This window comes from Aquabacterium sp. A7-Y, from assembly GCF_026153205.1.
Taxonomy (GTDB): domain Bacteria; phylum Pseudomonadota; class Gammaproteobacteria; order Burkholderiales; family Burkholderiaceae_C; genus Caldimonas.
Genome location: NZ_JAPFBW010000096.1, coordinates 1 through 576, shown reverse-complemented (window position 1 = coordinate 576; position 576 = coordinate 1). Strand labels below are relative to the sequence as shown.

The following is a 576-nucleotide window of genomic DNA, read 5'->3' as shown; positions in this document are numbered from 1 at the left end:
GAGCCGATCGACCTCTACGCCGGGCGCCGCAAGCTGCCGGTCCAGCAGCGCCTGCAACTGTTCCGCAGCGTCTGCCAGGTGGCTCACTACGCTCACAGCAAAGGGGTGGTGCACCGCGACCTCAAGCCGAGCAACATCTTGGTGAGCAGCAGTGGCGCCGTCAAGCTGCTGGACTTCGGCATCGCCAAGCGCCTCGCTCCAGCCAACAGCGCCGAACAAACCAGTACCAGTACCGGGACCGCGCAGCGCATTCTGACGCTGGCCTACTCCAGCCCCGAGCAGGTACAAGGCGACGAGATCACCCCCGCCAGCGACATCTATTCGCTGGGCGTGGTGCTGCACCGGCTGCTGACCGGCACCTCACCCTACCTCGACGTGCCGACGAACAGCGACTTCGAACTGGCAAAGGCGATCTGTGAGGGGGAGCCGACGCCGCCGAGCAAGGCCGTCGCCGACCGGCGTCTGCGGACGCAGTTGCGCGGCGACCTCGACGCCGTGGTGTTGAAGGCGCTGCGCAAAAACCCAGCGACACGGTATGCCTCTGCCGAGCATCTGGCCGACGACGTGTTCCGGCAT

1 protein-coding gene is annotated in these 576 nt (G+C 66.3%); it reads left to right on the top strand.

Features of this window, described 5'->3' with window-relative positions; genetic code table 11:
• Positions 1-576, top strand: a 576-nt coding sequence (locus OOT46_RS30675; RefSeq protein WP_265407413.1) for a serine/threonine-protein kinase, incomplete at both ends; no start/stop codon positions are given.